Annotated in this window: 14 protein-coding genes; 7 read left to right on the forward strand and 7 right to left on the reverse strand. The window is 52.3% G+C overall.

All coding sequences use genetic code 11. The features are described from left to right. Positions 1-57: 57 nt before the first annotated feature. On the reverse strand, positions 58-1,290 hold the full coding sequence (locus tag A0W33_RS16550) for an MFS transporter (RefSeq protein WP_068839203.1): 1,233 nt from the start codon (positions 1,288-1,290) through the stop codon (positions 58-60). A 292-nt stretch (positions 1,291-1,582) separates the two neighbouring features. Here A0W33_RS16550 and A0W33_RS16555 point away from each other — a divergent pair, with 292 nt between their 5' ends. From A0W33_RS16555 to A0W33_RS16570, 4 genes are all read left to right on the forward strand, one after another. Beyond that, complete coding sequence (locus A0W33_RS16555) at positions 1,583-2,845, forward strand: metallophosphoesterase (protein WP_068839204.1); 1,263 nt, start codon at positions 1,583-1,585, stop codon at positions 2,843-2,845. 210 nt (positions 2,846-3,055) lie between these two features. Beyond that, positions 3,056-4,198 (forward strand): DEAD/DEAH box helicase, encoded by a 1,143-nt coding sequence (locus A0W33_RS16560; RefSeq protein ID WP_068839205.1) that lies wholly within the window; start codon positions 3,056-3,058, stop codon positions 4,196-4,198. A 138-nt stretch (positions 4,199-4,336) separates the two neighbouring features. Further along, positions 4,337-5,200, forward strand: coding sequence for an MBL fold metallo-hydrolase (locus A0W33_RS16565; RefSeq protein ID WP_068839206.1), 864 nt, complete (start codon positions 4,337-4,339; stop codon positions 5,198-5,200). A 233-nt stretch (positions 5,201-5,433) separates the two neighbouring features. Further along, positions 5,434-6,768, forward strand: a complete 1,335-nt coding sequence (locus A0W33_RS16570) for an NAD(P)/FAD-dependent oxidoreductase (protein ID WP_068839207.1) — start codon at positions 5,434-5,436, stop codon at positions 6,766-6,768. Positions 6,769-6,920: 152 nt separating this feature from the next. Here A0W33_RS16570 and A0W33_RS16575 read toward each other — a convergent pair whose 3' ends face one another. Continuing rightward, positions 6,921-7,553, reverse strand: a complete 633-nt coding sequence (locus A0W33_RS16575) for an HAD-IB family phosphatase (protein WP_068839208.1) — start codon at positions 7,551-7,553, stop codon at positions 6,921-6,923. 196 nt (positions 7,554-7,749) lie between these two features. Between A0W33_RS16575 and A0W33_RS16580 the strand changes: the two genes are divergently transcribed. Next, positions 7,750-8,004 carry a hypothetical protein gene (locus tag A0W33_RS16580; RefSeq protein WP_068839209.1) on the forward strand — a complete coding sequence of 85 codons (255 nt, stop codon included), beginning with the start codon at positions 7,750-7,752 and terminating at the stop codon, positions 8,002-8,004. Between the two features lie 84 nt (positions 8,005-8,088). Here A0W33_RS16580 and cysQ read toward each other — a convergent pair whose 3' ends face one another. Beyond that, entirely contained in the window at positions 8,089-8,865 is a 777-nt protein-coding gene (gene cysQ, locus A0W33_RS16585; RefSeq protein ID WP_068839210.1) for a 3'(2'),5'-bisphosphate nucleotidase CysQ, read from the reverse strand. Between the two features lie 49 nt (positions 8,866-8,914). Beyond that, complete coding sequence (cysC, locus tag A0W33_RS16590) at positions 8,915-9,535, reverse strand: adenylyl-sulfate kinase (RefSeq protein WP_068839211.1); 621 nt, start codon at positions 9,533-9,535, stop codon at positions 8,915-8,917. Positions 9,536-9,940: 405 nt separating this feature from the next. On the opposite strand from cysC, the gene A0W33_RS16595 reads away from it, so the two are divergent. Continuing rightward, entirely contained in the window at positions 9,941-10,837 is an 897-nt protein-coding gene (locus A0W33_RS16595; RefSeq protein WP_068839212.1) for a sulfotransferase domain-containing protein, read from the forward strand. 7 nt (positions 10,838-10,844) lie between these two features. On the opposite strand, the gene A0W33_RS16600 is transcribed toward A0W33_RS16595, so the two are convergent. The 3 genes from A0W33_RS16600 to A0W33_RS16610 form a co-directional block, all read right to left on the reverse strand. Then, positions 10,845-11,318, reverse strand: a complete 474-nt coding sequence (locus A0W33_RS16600; RefSeq protein WP_068839213.1) for a hypothetical protein — start codon at positions 11,316-11,318, stop codon at positions 10,845-10,847. Between the two features lie 124 nt (positions 11,319-11,442). Further along, positions 11,443-12,393, reverse strand: coding sequence for a gamma-glutamyl-gamma-aminobutyrate hydrolase family protein (locus A0W33_RS16605; protein WP_068839214.1), 951 nt, complete (start codon positions 12,391-12,393; stop codon positions 11,443-11,445). After that, complete coding sequence (locus A0W33_RS16610) at positions 12,381-13,385, reverse strand: amidoligase family protein (protein WP_068839215.1); 1,005 nt, start codon at positions 13,383-13,385, stop codon at positions 12,381-12,383. The genes A0W33_RS16605 and A0W33_RS16610 overlap by 13 nt, the downstream gene beginning before the upstream one ends. Positions 13,386-13,662: 277 nt before the next feature. Between A0W33_RS16610 and A0W33_RS16615 the strand changes: the two genes are divergently transcribed. Then, the gene (locus A0W33_RS16615; protein ID WP_068839216.1) at positions 13,663-14,529 is read left to right on the forward strand and encodes an ROK family protein; all 867 of its coding nucleotides are present in this window, start codon (positions 13,663-13,665) and stop codon (positions 14,527-14,529) included. Positions 14,530-14,572 lie beyond the last annotated feature (43 nt).

Raw genomic sequence — 14,572 nt, forward strand, 5'->3', positions numbered from 1 at the left:
TATATAAATTGCTTACGTAGTTTAGGTGCAATAGGCTGCGCTTTTCCTGTTGCATTCTTACTCCACAGGCACCGGGCCTTCCGGTACGGCTATTCTGGAAGGGCTGTTCCGCTTTGCGAAAAGCAGGTGCACCAACAGCGCCAGCGAAGAGAAGACAAGCCCCACGGCCACCACACCATTCCACTGCCAGATGGCCCATGCCTGGCTTGCCAGCAGCGTGCCTGTAGCGCCACCCATAAAGTAGGTGAACATATACACGGTGTTCAGGCGGTTACGGGCCTGCGGGTTTAAAGAGAAGATCAGGGTCTGGTTGGCAATGTGCGATGCCTGAAGACCCAAATCCAGGAAAATCACCCCCACAATCAATCCAATCATACTTGAGCTGAAGGCGCCGAAAAGGACATACGAAAGAATGATCATGGCGATGGTGGCGACAAGAATGGCTTTGGTATCAAACTTATCGCTGAGCCTTCCCATCACCGATGCCATCACGGCTCCACCTGCCCCAATCAGTCCAAAAGCACCGGCCACATCGCTGCCGGCGTCAAAGGGCGGGCCCTCCAGCAGGAACACGAGCGTTGTCCAGAAGCCGCCGAAGCAGGCAAAGCAAAGGGCGCCCCTGGCCGCGGCGAGCCTCAGTCCCGGCTCTTTCTTCACCAGGTGCACCAGCGATTTCATCAAACTTTTGTAGTTGCCCTTAAAATCGGGATGGACCTCGGGCAGCAGCATGTAAAGGGCTAGCCAGAGCAAAACCATGATGCCTGCCGCAATTAAAAACATGGCCCGCCAACCCAGATGCGCACCCACAAAACCGCTTAAAGTGCGGGAGCAAAGTATGCCGATCAGCAGGCCGCTCATTACCGTGCCGATGGCTTTGCCACGCGCCTCGGGGCGGGCAAGCTGCGCAGCCATCGGCACAAACAGCTGGGGCACCACGCTGGTGGCGCCAATCAGCAAGCTGGCTGCCATTAACGTATAGAGGCTGGGGGAGAAGGCCGCGAGCAAAAGCGACAGGATGATCAGGGCAAAATCAACCATGATCAGGCGCTTGCGGCGCAGCATATCTCCCAGCGGAATGATGAACAACAGCCCGATGGCATAACCCACCTGCGTGAGCATGGCAATATGACCCGCTTTCGCCTCCGGCACCCGGTATTCACGCGCAATTTCGCCGAGTAGGGGCTGGCTGTAGTAAATGTTGGCCACCACCATACCGGAAGCGATGGTCATGAGCCAGAGTGTTTGGCGCGTTAAATGTGGTGCGGTATCCGGTGTATTGGTACTACTCATTTTAATGGAAGTGCAAGCGTAAAGTTACCTTAAACATACTTTTGAAAAATATGTTTGAACACACAGCCTGTTTGTTAAGCCTAAACTGCCATCGCCTAAGTTACAATGATAGGGGCATCAGCCACGCATATGAAATTCCGACAGCTAACCTTTTGCTTGTACCGTATCTACCATCCATGTTACCTTTACCGGCGTTAACGGGGATACATTTTCGTTCCCGGGGCATGGTTCCCGTACCTTTACCTAAAACCTGGCAAGCCTGCACCACTTATACTTCTATAGCTAGTACCGTATGACTCGGATTATTTTGATTCTGGGGGTAATATCCCTTCTCCTAGATTGGTATGTTTTCAAGGGCTTGCAACGCATAACAGCCGGATGGAAATCCGCGCGGCTGCGCAAAACCTTTAACTGGGGGTATTGGACCTTTTTGCTGGGCTTCCTTATCTTTTTTGCCTACGGCATCTACACACGCTTTGAAACGGACAGATCTACCCAATTATCGGTCTGGGGGATTGCCGGCTTTCTCACCTTGCTAGTCACTAAGCTGGTGTTTGTGCTGGTGCTGTTTGCAGAGGATATTGTTCGCCTGGTCATCGCCGCTTTTCGCTTCTTCGCAGGCCTCGGCAGAGAGGCGGCAAGGGAGAAGCCGCTGATGCCCGCGCGCAGGAAATTTGTGAGCCAAGTGGCCCTCGCGCTGGCCGCTGTTCCCTTTGTTTCTTTTTTGTACGGCATTGTCAAGGGCAAGTATGACTACACGGTATACCGCCATACGCTGTACTTTGAGGACCTGCCCGAGGCCTTTGACGGCTTCACCATCACACAGGTGTCGGATGTGCATGCGGGGAGTTTTGACGATGCGGAGGCCGTGCAGCGCGGGATCGACATGATCAAAGCCCAAAAGTCTGATCTTTTTGTTTTCACAGGCGACCTGGTGAACGACCAGGCCACGGAGATTGTACCGTACATGGGCATGTTCAGCCAGATAAAGGCGCCCTACGGGCAGTTCTCCATCTTGGGAAACCACGACTACGGCATGTACCACGACTGGCCAAGCGAGGAGGCAAGGCTCGAAAATATCGCGCAGCTAAAGCAGTATCATGCGCAGCTAGGGTACAGGCTGCTGCTGGATGAAAGCGTTTCCATTGAGAAGGATGGCCAGCAGCTTTCGCTGGTGGGAGTGGAGAACTGGGGCGAGGGCTTCATCAAATTAGGTGATCTGGATAAAGCACTGCTGGGGGTGCCTGATGATGCGTTCAAAGTGCTGCTGTCGCATGACCCCTCGCATTGGGACAATGTGGTGAAGAATCACCCGGCGCACGTGCACCTCACGCTGTCGGGCCACACGCACGGCATGCAGGTAGGGGTGGAGACGCCGCTGGTGCGGTGGAGCCCGGCACAGTACCGCTACGAGAACTGGGCAGGGCTGGCGAAGGCAAAGGACAGGTTGCTGTACGTGAACCGCGGCTTTGGCTTTATCGGCTTCTCGGGCAGGGTGGGTATCTGGCCCGAGATAACGGTGCTGGAGCTGAAGCGGGGCAAACCGCAAGTATAAACCTCCTGTCAGCATTTATACTTGACGTGTCGGAAAGTTGGTTTGCTCCCGATCCGTGGAATAAATCGTACCTTTGCAGCAACAGGCTATCGGGCAGTTATAGTAAGCTTATTTTAGCTGTAGATATGGCGTTCAAAATTAAGCTTTGCGCTACCTAAGCTGTCTTTACTTTTCCTGAAGCCATACGTTTACCTCTAGTTATACTTGCACATGTCCTTTTCAGCTATCGGATTATCAGCTTATTTACTTGAAGCCATCACGGCGCAAGGCTACACTAAACCCTACCCCATACAGGAGCAGGCCATCCCGCCCATACTTGCGGGTAAGGACGTGTTGGGCATTGCGCAGACAGGTTCCGGTAAAACTGCCAGCTTCGCGCTGCCCATTCTGGAGCGGCTTAGCAAGCAGCAGGGCAAGCGCAGCCGAAGTGTCAGCGCACTGGTGCTGGTGCCCACCCGGGAACTTGCCATGCAGGTAGGGGAGGTTTTCAAGGCGCTGGGGGCACACCTGCCGCGAAAGGTGAAAACGCTGGCGGTGTACGGTGGCGTTTCGATAAACCCGCAGATGATGGCCTTAAGCGGCACCGAGATACTAGTGGCCACACCGGGAAGGTTGCTTGATTTAATTTCGTCGAAAGCGGTGCGGCTGTCGGAGGTGGAGGTACTGGTGCTGGATGAGGCCGATAAGATGCTGAACCTGGGCTTTAAAGAGGAAATGGATCAGATCTTTGCGCTGCTGCCCCAGGTGCGCCAGAACGTGCTCTTTTCCGCCACATTGGCCGGAGATGTGGCCGCCATCAAAGAGAAGCTGCTGCTAAACCCGGTTACAATCGAGGTGGTGGCCGAAAACCAGGATGCAGAACTTATCAAACAAACGGCTTACCAGGTGCCCGACGAGAGCAAAGGACCGCTGCTGCGCTACCTCATCAAGCAGCAGAACATGCAGCAGGTGCTGGTGTTCATCTCCTCCATCAAGAAGGCAGACAACGTGGTGGTGAAGCTGAAAAAGAACGGTATTGAGGCCATGGCCATGCACAGCCAGAAGAGCCAGGGCTCCCGCACGGAGTCGCTGAAGCAGTTTAAGGCGGGGAAAATCCGTGTGCTGGTGGCGACAGACCTCGCTTCCCGCGGCATCGATATCCAGTTCCTGCCCTACGTGATCAACTACGATCTTCCACGCTCACCGAAAGACTATGTGCACCGCATCGGCAGAACAGGGCGGGCAGAGGCTGCGGGAGAAGCCATCTCGCTCATCAGCCCCGACGAGATGCACCACTTCAAGATAATTCAGAAGAAGATGGGCAAGCGCGTGCCGCTGATCGAAACCGGCGACCTGGACCTGAAAGGATTTTAAGTAGCTAGTGTTTTCGTTTTCAGGAGGTTAAAATCAGATTTTGAGCCAACGCCTTTTATCCCTGACCAATTCGGAACCTTCTGCACATTTCAGGCCTTACTAAGTCGTTCCTTACTCCACTTTTTTTGCCGCTTACGAATGCCCTTACACATCACTTCGCTTAACTCCGGAAGCAACGGCAACTGCTACTACATCGGCAACGAGACGGAAGCGGTGCTGGTGGATGCCGGCATCTCCTGCCGCGAAACAGAAAAGCGCATGAGGCGCCTGGGTTTATCCATGGCGAAGGTGCGGGCGATCTTCATCTCGCATGAGCACTCTGATCATATCCGCGGGGTGGCGGTGCTGGCGCGCAAGTATAGCCTGCCGGTTTACATCACGCCCACCACACTGTACAGTTGCGGCCTGCGGCACGAGAACCTGGAGGTGGTCTCCTTTCTTCCGCATGAGGAAGTTGCTGTTGGAAGGCTTTCAATCACAGCTTTCCCTAAACGGCATGACGCTACTGATCCTCATAGCTTTATAGTAGCCTGCGAGGGTGTGAAAGTGGGTGTGTTCACGGATATCGGCTCGCCCTGCGACCAACTCATCCGCTACTTCCAGCAGTGCCATGCCGCCTTTCTGGAAGCCAACTATGACGAGGGTTTGCTGGAACAGGGCAGGTACCCGTACCACCTCAAGAACCGCATCCGCGGCGGCAAAGGGCACTTGTCCAACCGCCAAGCGCTGGCGCTCTTCGCGGCCTACAAGCCCGATTTTATGAGCCATATTCTGCTCGCCCACCTCTCTAAAGACAACAACAACCCGCAACTGGTGAAGGACCTGTTCTCGCTGCACGCCAACGGCACCCAGGTGGTGGTGGCTTCGCGCTACGAGGAATCTGCCGTGTACTCCATCACCGGCTCCGGTAGCTTTCCGGCTATGCCCGTTCAGATTCCCGATGCAGCCCCGGTGAAAGGCATCCAGATTCCCGGCGTCCAGACATCCCTCTTCGACTGGTAAGCCAGCCACTGAAACGAATTTTCCCCGCAAGTATAGCTACCACGCGTGCCCAGCGCGGTTGATTGCCCATAACAGCCACCGCGAACAGCCGTACACCATAAACTGCTGAGGGGGTGGCGTAGCCTGTCCCGCTAATCAGGCACAAAGGGGTAGGGTGGAGGCGTATTCTATACTTCGCCTCAAACAAGTCCCGTTCAGCCGGCGTGCCTATTATCTAACACCTAACTCGAACTATGGAAAATTATGCTAAGATCGCCGCTACATCAAAATCCCGTGTTGTTATAATAGGAGGGGGCTTTGCAGGCATTGAACTGGCAAAGTCGCTGCGCGAGGCTGATGTGCAGGTTGTCTTAATTGATAAAGAGAATTACCATACGTTTCAGCCCCTGTTATACCAGGTAGCCACGGCGGGCGTGGAGGCAGACTCCATCATTCACCCTTTCCGGAAGATATTCAAGCACCAGCAGAACTTCTACTTCAGGTTAGCCGAGGTGGTGCACGTGGACACTGAGAACCGCTTTGTTGAGACTTCCATTGGCCTTATAAAGTATGACTACCTGGTGATTGCCACCGGGGCCACCACAAACTTCTTCGGCAACAAGCAGATGGAGAAAAACGCCATCTCCATCAAAAGCCTGGATGATGCGCTGGAGCTGCGGAATACCATACTGTACAACTTTGAGAAGGCGCTGCAGCTAAACGATAAGGAGCAGCTGAACAGCCTGATGGACTATGTGATTGTGGGCGGAGGGCCAACCGGCGTAGAGGTGGCGGGCGCGCTGTGCGAGCTTCGGAACCACGTGTTTCCCAAAGACTATAAAGAACTGGACTTCCGGGAGATGGATATTTACCTGATCCAGAGCGGGCCGCAGCTGTTGAAGGGCATGTCGGATGAGGCCGGACAGAAGGCGCAGGAGTACCTGGAGCGCTTTGGCGTGAAAGTATGGCTCAACCGCCGGGTAAAGACCTACGACGGCTACACGGTAACGCTGGATACGGGTGAAACACTTGTTACGCGCACGCTTATCTGGGCGGCTGGAGTTACAGGGGCGCCGGTGCACGGGATACGGCCGGATAGTGTGCTGAAGGGAAACCAACTGCAGGTGGATGTATACAACCGGGTGGCAGGTTATGAGAATGTGTTTGCCATTGGCGACATAGCCGCCATGATTACGGAGGAGTACCCGCTTGGTTTGCCGATGCTGGCCCAGCCGGCGCTGCAGCAGGGAGAGCTGCTCGGGCAGAACCTGAAGCGCCTAATGGCCGGTAAGCCCATGCAGCCTTTCGAGTACAATGATAAGGGATCTATGGCCACTGTGGGGCGCAACCGTGCGGTGGCAGACCTGAAACTGTTCAAGAAGGAAATCAAGACACAGGGATTCATCGCCTGGCTGATCTGGATGTTCATTCACCTGATCTCGGTGGTGGGCTTTCGCAACCGTTTGGTGGTGCTGGTGAACTGGGGCTGGAATTACTTCACCTACGATACCGGCAACCGGTTGATTATGGGCAAGAAGCACGTAAATGTTCCGGTAAAGGAAACTATCACCGAGAAAACCATGGAATGACCATTTCTATACTTCATAAGAGAAGGACCTGACTTAAAGAATCAGGTCTCTTTTTTATGATGCTTACATAGAGGAGGTAAGGCTGTTTATTTTTTGCTAAATAATCCTGGTGAATTTTGAATACGGGGTTTGTACCCGGTGGAAAAGGCGCCCTACGCGGCTTCTTTTTGCTGGTATGGCGTGATTTCGCCGTCCTCCACAAGAAAGGCTCTGTCCGCCCGGTTCAAAATTTCTTCTTTGCTGTCTGAATAGGCTTCGATAATTTTATAGGGCTTGCCCTTGAGGTATTGTTCCAGGCGGGCAATCTTCTCCTCCGCTTTGCAGGCCAGCCCATCGGCCAGGTAGGTGTGGCCGTTATAAGTTACCTTGGTGCCGGCGAAGGCATCAATTTTATAAAGGTCGAACAGAGGTTTTACGTACAACTCCAGGCCGCCGGTAGCGCAAAACAGCACGATGTTCTGTGCTTTAAACTCATCGAAACGGTGCATGAGGTCCTGGTTGAAATTGGAAGGGAACTCCCGCTCCCAGAACTCCTTTGCATAAGCTTCCACCTGCGCCGGCGGCAGGTCATCCAGGTAATTAAAGAAATTTTCCTTAAACTCTGTCTGCCTGATCTGGTGCAGTTTTAGCAGCAGGTTGTAGTAGCCCATCTGCAGCAGGTATTTGATCCGCTTTGGCCGCTTGGTTAGGATGAACTTATAGAACTCATCTTTGGAGCTCTCGTTGTAGAATGTCCCGTTCAGATCAAAAATAACAACCCTTACCTCCTCTTTGTCGTGCTCCATTCCTTTTTAATTGAAATTAGGGGTGCATTCACATGTACTTTGCGGTACATTTACGTACAATTGTCAGCTTCGCCACCTAAAAAAAGCGATTTTTTTTCCTGGAGAAGCTTATTCTGGATCGCAAGCCCACAGGGGCATGAAACTGATCTAAAGCCCGTTTAGTTATGAAGGCGAAGTACACGAAAGGAAGCAACGGATGTTAGAAAACTCAATGTTTCAGAACCTGCCATCCTGGCACCAGGCGGAGGTTTTAACCAGAAAAGGCACCTTATTGGCACAACGCAGGCACAATGGCTGGCTTGTTAGCCTGTATGCGCTGGACAACTCTTTTATAGAACTCTGGTCGGGAACAGCGGCCGAGGTGGTGGGCATGTTCTCTAAATCAGCAAGCGCATTAGAGATTCTGGATCCTTACACCCATGCCATCGATATCCAGGAGTTCCTGGATTAGCAACTTAGTCTATAAAGCCATACTGCTGGTTATCAGCTGGAAGTATGGCTTTTCTAATTTAAAGGAACAAGTATAAATCTTTGCTTAGTAGGCCACAAAAGAGGGATTCAGCAGGTTTGGCTTGTTGTATTCCAGGTCGTGTTGCAGGTCTGCCTGGTACACGCTGCGGTTCACGGCCCGAAGTATGGCGTGGCCGGCCGCGGTGTCCCACTCCATGGTAGGGGCAAACCGGGGGTAAATGTCTGCTTTGTTCTCGGCCAGTAACATCAGCTTAAAGGAACTGCCCATCGTCTCCAGCCGCACGTTTTTAAACTGATGGATGAACTGCTCTGTTTCAGGAGACAGGTGAGAGCGGGAAGCCACAACGATAACCTCGTCTTTCTGCAGCAGCGCCTCTATACTTAGCTTTTCCTGCAGCGGGTGCAGCAGCACCTTCTTTCCGGCGGCTTCTTTGTACACCTTCGTCTCTTTGGAGCCATAGTACAGCACCTGTGGCACAGGTGCGAAAATAACACCTGCCACCGGGATGTTGTCCTGCATCAGGGCAATGTTTACTGTAAATTCTCCGTTGCGTTTGATAAACTCTTTGGTGCCGTCAAGCGGGTCTACAAGCCAGTACAACGGCCATTTTGTCCTTTCCTGAAAATCCGTTTGAGCGCCCTCCTCTGAAAGTATGGGCAGCCCTGTTTTCTGCAGATACGCGGTAATGATGGAATGGGCGGCTTTGTCCGCCTTCGTGAGTGGTGAGTCATCTGTCTTCAGGTTCACATCAAAATCGCCGGAGGCATACACTTTCAGGATGGCTTCGCCTGCCTTCAGCGCCGCTTCTCGCGCAATCTGCACTAATTCAGAAATATCCATGTAGTAGGTAGGGTTGGGGAATGAGAAAGGTTTTCTGATGAGCGCTGGCTTATACTTGCGACAGCACTTTCATACGTTGCTGCGGCTTTAGTTGCGGCTCCACTACCTCAATCAGTTTGAGCAGCGACTCCTCAATGGCCTCCTGGTCCGTCTTCAGTTCAACATCCGGGGCAAGGGGAGACTCATAAGGGGCGCTGATGCCGGTAAAGTTCTTTATTTCGCCGCGCCTGGCTTTGGCGTACAGTCCTTTGGTATCCCGCTGCTCGCATACTTGCAGCGAGCAGTTCACATATACTTCTGTAAAGCGGTTTTGCCCCACTATCTCCTGCACCAGGTGCCGTTCTTCTTTGTAAGGAGAGATAAAGGCGCAGATCACAACCAATCCGGCATCCAGCATCAGCCTGGCCACTTCGCCTACGCGCCGGATGTTTTCTTTCCGATCCTCCGCCGTAAAGCTTAAGTCTTTGTTCAGCCCGTTGCGCACATTGTCCCCGTCCAGCAAAAACACTTTGTATCCCTGGTGAAAAAGGTAATGCTCCAGCCGCAGGGCCAGCGTACTTTTTCCCGAACCCGACAAGCCGGTTAAAAATACCAGGCGCGGTTCCTGCTGCATCATCTCTTTCCGTTGGCAGTAGCCTACCTGGGAGTCGAAAGGGAATAAGTGCTTCATTTTTTTCAAGGTTTTAATTGATCAGGGAACGGCAAACATACCGGGTAAAGAAAGACAGTCCTTGTACCTGAAAAAATGGAATTGAGTTATGCTACTGGCTGATTCCGGTTATTTCCTGGTGTAAGCATCCGCTTGTGCCGACGTACACGGAAAGGTCATTGTCATCTCGAACACAGTGGGAGATCTATCCGGAATACTGTAAAGATCTCTCACTGTGTTCGAGATGACAATAGTAGAGGTGCTCGAAAGTGTAGCTGTGCAGGCCATGAACCTTTTTTTCATCGCAAGGCACAAGCGGACGCTTGCGCCAGTGTTTTTGCAACTTTAAACAGTATAGAAGAATGTATACCTATACTTGCCGGAGCCGTATAGGGGCGTGACGAAATTTATAAACCACCCCTGACTATGAAAATCCTGCAAGGCGGCGCACCCAAGTGCGGTAACTTCTGGCTCTACCAAATCATCCAGCAATTACTCGAGCGCACCGGCTACGACACATCCACATTCATTCAGAAACAGCCTATTTACAAGCTCGCACAGAAGTGGGAGCTGAACTATCCGACACAGGCGAGCATCGATATGGTGGATATAACTGACCTGCAACTCAGCTATCGAATCAGCAGTATCTTCCGAATGCCCATCGAGAATATTGAAAGTTACCTTAAACAGACCAACCACGTGTGGACGCACTCGCCGATTTGCAAGCGCAGCCCGGAACTTCTGAACCTGTTCGATAAGAAAGTATACATAGTGCGCGACCCGCGCGACAGGGCCATTTCAGCCTCCAAGTACTATACTTCGGAGTACATGCTGAAATACTATCCGCAGGAGGAAACGAATGCGCAGCGCTACCTGGAGAAGCACTTTGAGGAGCTGATGCTGGAGTGGGTGTGGCACGTGTACGATCATGTGCGCCTAAGCCGGGAACATAACATCCATATCGCTTTCTACGAAGGCTTTCTGCTCGACTTTCAGCAGGAACTGGGCCGGCTGCTAACATATTTGGGTGTTGATCTGCCGCAGCAGGAGCGGGAGGAACTGCAGGAGGCAATGAGCTTCTCGACACTCAAAAAGAAAAACCCGAAGCACCTCAAAAAAGGCACGTCGGGGTATTGGATGGATCAGCTGACGGAGGCGCAAACAGAAAAAGCCAGCATAGTTGCCGGTCCCTTGATGGATTTTCTGGGCTATCCGTCAGGCAAAGATCAACCGATGAACTATGCCCCCGAGCCCGCCCATCAGGATTTTGAGCAGCTGAAGCAACAGATTATTGCGGCACAACAGCCGCTCTACCAAAGCTGAGGGGCAACTACCAAACACCCAGTTGCCGCCCGATTGTCTTTAACTGGCCGATATGGTAGCCGGTGTGGTGTAGTGTGGTCATGGCGGCCCAGGAGCGGGTTTCACCGTTTGCCTGTACCTCAAAGAGGTCGGTGTTGGGGTTCTGAACCAGCTGTATCATTTCGTCCAGTTCAGCCGCATAGGCATCTATGGCCTGGTTCCATTCCTGTTCGCTCTGCGGCACGTGGTTCTCGGGCCAGTGCGCGTCGGGCCATACTTCCGGGTTGTCGGCCGGGGCTTTCATAAAGTTCAGCAGGGTTTGGTGGCGGGCGCGAATGTGGCCCAGCAAGATCCAGGCGGAGAAATGAAGGCCCTCCAGCATTACACCTGCTTTGTCATAATTGAACTCCCGCAGCAAAATAACATTCGGGGCAAAACCGCCTTTCAGCAGTTCTACCAGTTGCGCTCTTACAAGTTGATCTATGTCGTTTTCGGATGCCATATAGCCATGCTATTATCTGAATTTCTGAAGATAAATTTCAAGAGTTCAGAAACGATTTTATACTTGCGGGGTTTAGGTTGATGGCAATATACAGGTATAATTTCCTGGAAATCAGTGGTATGTATTAAAATTGATTTTGCTGTTGCTGCAGTAGCTTTTCTTCCTGCTCGTGCACTGCTTGCAGCATCTCGTTTTCGGGCGCGGCAAGTGCTTCCTGCATATCCCTTTCCTCAATCTGCTGGTTCACCTGTGCCGCATGCTGTACAAGTGTCTGGAAAATGCGGCGATGCGCTTTCTTTTGCGGCAGGTACTCCGGGTGCCACTGTACGCCAATCACAAATTCCTGAACTGTGTTCTCAATGCCCTGCACCACCTGGTTTGCCTCCTGGGCTACTATGTCGATGTCTTTGCCGGGTTCTTTGACCGCCTGGTTATGCAGCGCATTTACATCCAGTTGCCGGGTGCCAAGTATGCTGCCGAGTTTGCTTCCCTCTTTAATGTACACGCGCTTCACTGGGAAAATACTCGATGGATTGGGCTCCTCGAGGTAAAAGGTGTTAATGTCCTGGTAAAGCGTGCCGCGGAAGTAGACGTTGAGCAGCTGTGAGCCCCGGCAAATTCCAAGTATAGGAAGTTGTTTCTTTACCGCCTGGTCTATCAGTTGGATCTCAAGGTGGTCGCGGGCATGGTCTAATCCATGGCTGCGGCTGCGCTTGCGGCTGAAAAGCTTGCGGGTCAAGAAAAGAGCCGGGTAGTATAGCCAGCGGGCAAAACGGCCCACGCGCTGGAAGATATTTTTGGTGGGGTGCTTGAGGGTGCGCTGCAGGTACTCATCAAAAACATGGTCCTGCTCATACGTGCTGGGGTCTACGTCGGCGCCTCCGCCTACCACCAGCGCCTGCAATCCGTCGGCGGTGCGGGGGCGGGAGGGGGTAATCCGTACGGGCCAGCCACCCGCCAGCAAAATTCCGAACGCTGTAAAAAACCAGGCCGTTCCTCCGCCTTTGTCCGGCCCCGTCACGCCGATAGTTGGTCTGTTGCGGTCTATTTTATACTTCTTCGTCAGGTTAGCCATTTTGCAGTTTCTTTTGTCCACTTGCCCTCAAACCCGAGCAACGACTTGTCTTTCAGGTACAGGTACTCTTCACTCATTTTCGCGATTTTATCTGGCTCATTTGCCAGGTCATCCAATACCACCCAGTTGTTCCACTCCTGAGCCAGCGTCCAGTCGGGTTGCGAGATAGAACTGTTTGGCAAGCGGTAATGGAATGTTTCCCTGTCCTTCACCTTGCCCACATCCTGGAACTCTGATACCGTCTCTTTACTAAGCGCAGAAAAAAGCGGGTACATGTCCAGCGGCCGGTTGCGGTCGGGGTTGTAGAGGTGGTAATCGCGGATAAGCGTTTCCAGGTCCGGCTCGTATGTCGGTGCAAGTATAACTTTCGCGTAAGCCTCCGGGTAAGGATCGATAAACGGGCTCACCCGACGGGCAAAATCCGTTTCCCCGACTTCCAGCAGCCAAGGGTAAAGCAGCAGGAAAGCGCGCAGGTAATTGAGCAGCGTACGCGGCTCTGTATCGGGCACCTCCACGTTGATGTGTGTGCCGAAGGCGTTGGTTATAAAATCCTTCGTACCCTTGGCATGATGCGCATACAGGGCTTCCCGCAGCTTTTCCAACTGTTCCAATTCATTGCAGGGTACCGGAGGCGTGGCGATCTCGTAGGGGAATATTTTGCCGACCACACTTTCCAGCATTGTTTCCACGCTGTCTTCCAACGTGTCTTCGCCGATCTTGTACTCGTTCAGGTTGATGTGCAGCTTATCGAAGGCTTTCTTGTAGTTCTTTTCCGTCAGCAGCGTCAGGTCAAACTCCACTGTAAAATCACCAATTGTTGTATCCACCACCTTCTGCGAAAAACGGTGCGCCTCCTGCACTTTTCCGCCGTACAGTTGCTGTATAATCTGCACAGCCTCTTCCACACCTACGTTTGTAAACTCAAGCTCAAACCCAACGGTACGCAGGTTCCCGTTCTTATTATGCTGTACAGACAGTTGATTAAATTGCATAGGCAAATTAGATTTTTCCTTCTTACAAACGGTAAAAAGCAAAAGCTGTTCACTTTGGCGGGTCTGATAGCGGAAATAATGCAATATTTAAGTTGCTCTCACAGCGATATCAGAAAGATTTATAAAGGTCAGAAAGAGTGAGGCAGAAATTCAAAGAACTTGCTTTACTTTAGCTTCTACCTGCTTTGCATCAAAAATCAAGACGCCTTTGATGGCTTTTCAGGGTGAAATGGTATCTTCATCAAATCATTGCGTTCAAACTTTAAATGAGTTCTACATGCCAGAATTTGTACTTGGTGTAGATATCGGAGGCACCCACATAACAGCTGCGGTAATTGATCTAAGCAGCCGCGCAATTCTGCAGGAAACCCTAAGCCGGGCACCCGTAGACTCCGGCGGTTCGGTGCAGCAGGTAATAACCACCTGGAGCAGCGCCATGCATGCCGCCATCCGGAAATCAGGACAGCAGGTGCGCCGAATGGGTATTGCCATGCCTGGCCCTTTTGATTATGAGTATGGCGTGGCGCTGATGCAAAACCAAGGCAAGTATGATCACTTGTATGGCGTCAATGTCAGGCCGTTGCTGGCCCAGGAGCTGCAGGTGCCGGAGGAAAATATCCTGTTTCAGAACGATGCTCCCTGCTTTCTGCAGGGCGAGTTTTTTGGCGGCGCAGCAAAAGGATGCACCAGGGCCATCGGCATGACTTTAGGAACTGGTTTGGGATCTACGTGGTATGCGAACGGCAAAGCAGTGGACGCCGACAGGTGGAATACCCCTTTTGGCGATAGTATAGCGGAGGAGTACCTCAGCTCGCGCTGGTTTGTGAAGCGCTTTGAGGAGCTGACAGGACAGCAGGTGCCCAATGTTAAAGCCATTGTTGACCAATTTCCTACAGAGCCGAAAGTGCAGCAACTGTTTGATGAGTTTGGGAAAAACCTGGGTGTTTTCCTGATCCCTTTCGCGCAGGAGCGGAACCCAGAGGTGATTGTGTTGGGTGGCAACATTGCCAAAGCGCTGCCGCTTTTTGCCCCTTTGCTGCTTCAAACGCTGCACCAGCAAAACGTTCATGTTCCGGTAAAGCAGGCGCAGTTAGGTGAGGAAGCCGCCTTAATTGGAGCAGCTAGCTTATGGAAGCAAGCGTAATAAATCGCCATACTTCTGATTCATAATTTATTATTCAGCATTC

Origin of the sequence: Pontibacter akesuensis, from assembly GCF_001611675.1 — a bacterium.
GTDB classification, from domain to species: domain Bacteria; phylum Bacteroidota; class Bacteroidia; order Cytophagales; family Hymenobacteraceae; genus Pontibacter; species Pontibacter akesuensis.

Excerpts from the sequence above, each read along its gene's own strand:
- A0W33_RS16610 (WP_068839215.1), bottom strand. The coding sequence starts at position 13,385 with ATGCAATTTAATCAACTGTCTGTACAGCATAATAAGAACGGGAACCTG.
- A0W33_RS16570 (WP_068839207.1), top strand. The coding sequence starts at position 5,434 with ATGGAAAATTATGCTAAGATCGCCGCTACATCAAAATCCCGTGTTGTT.
- A0W33_RS16575 (WP_068839208.1), bottom strand. The coding sequence starts at position 7,553 with ATGGAGCACGACAAAGAGGAGGTAAGGGTTGTTATTTTTGATCTGAAC.
- cysC (WP_068839211.1), bottom strand. The coding sequence starts at position 9,535 with ATGAAGCACTTATTCCCTTTCGACTCCCAGGTAGGCTACTGCCAACGG.
- A0W33_RS16555 (WP_068839204.1), top strand. The coding sequence starts at position 1,583 with ATGACTCGGATTATTTTGATTCTGGGGGTAATATCCCTTCTCCTAGAT.
- A0W33_RS16560 (WP_068839205.1), top strand. The coding sequence starts at position 3,056 with ATGTCCTTTTCAGCTATCGGATTATCAGCTTATTTACTTGAAGCCATC.
- A0W33_RS16605 (WP_068839214.1), bottom strand. The coding sequence starts at position 12,393 with ATGGCTAACCTGACGAAGAAGTATAAAATAGACCGCAACAGACCAACT.
- A0W33_RS16600 (WP_068839213.1), bottom strand. The coding sequence starts at position 11,318 with ATGGCATCCGAAAACGACATAGATCAACTTGTAAGAGCGCAACTGGTA.
- cysQ (WP_068839210.1), bottom strand. The coding sequence starts at position 8,865 with ATGGATATTTCTGAATTAGTGCAGATTGCGCGAGAAGCGGCGCTGAAG.
- A0W33_RS16595 (WP_068839212.1), top strand. The coding sequence starts at position 9,941 with ATGAAAATCCTGCAAGGCGGCGCACCCAAGTGCGGTAACTTCTGGCTC.
- A0W33_RS16565 (WP_068839206.1), top strand. The coding sequence starts at position 4,337 with ATGCCCTTACACATCACTTCGCTTAACTCCGGAAGCAACGGCAACTGC.
- A0W33_RS16580 (WP_068839209.1), top strand. The coding sequence starts at position 7,750 with ATGTTAGAAAACTCAATGTTTCAGAACCTGCCATCCTGGCACCAGGCG.
- A0W33_RS16615 (WP_068839216.1), top strand. The coding sequence starts at position 13,663 with ATGCCAGAATTTGTACTTGGTGTAGATATCGGAGGCACCCACATAACA.
- A0W33_RS16550 (WP_068839203.1), bottom strand. The coding sequence starts at position 1,290 with ATGAGTAGTACCAATACACCGGATACCGCACCACATTTAACGCGCCAA.